Genomic DNA, 514 nt, shown 5'->3' on the forward strand with positions numbered 1-514 from the left:
GTTGATGTTCGCTTCACTACACGGCCGAGATGCGGACCTGTTGTCCTTTCCGGCGCAGCTGCACTCTTCTCCTTGTTCCTTCTCCTCCCTCCTTGTTTTCCTCCTTCCTTCCTCTTCCCTTTCCTTTCCTCTTCTTCCCCCTTCCTCTTTTTTTCTCCCTCTTCTTCCCCCCCTCCCCTCTCCCCTCCCCCTCTCCCCTCCCTTCCCTCCCTTTTTCCCCTCTTCCTTTCCCTCCCCTTCCCCTTTCCCCCCTCTTCTTCCCCCTCTCCCCTTCTTTTTCCTCTCCTTCTTTTCCCTCCCCTCTCTCTGCTTCCTTCCTCCCCCTTTCCTCCGCTTTGAAAAATCCTCCCCTTTCGTTCTTCTTTCTTTTTCTTCCATTCTCTTCCCTCCACCGGCCTTCTTCCCCCTTTTCCCACTGCCTTTTCTTTTCTTTCTACCTCCGCTTTTCAATCCCTTCTTTCCGTCATCGTTTTTTCTCTCTTTTTTTCTGTCGCCGTTTATCTTTTTTCCACAT

Annotated in this window: 1 protein-coding gene; it reads right to left on the reverse strand. The window is 51.8% G+C overall.

The window, feature by feature from the left end; genetic code table 11:
• A partial coding sequence (locus tag ACTHTU_RS11205; protein ID WP_440362589.1) for a hypothetical protein occupies window positions 1-514 on the reverse strand: 514 nt, incomplete at both ends.

The sequence above is a fragment of the Neisseria sp. P0020.S005 genome (assembly GCF_051957055.1).
GTDB lineage: Bacteria > Pseudomonadota > Gammaproteobacteria > Burkholderiales > Neisseriaceae > Neisseria > Neisseria subflava_A.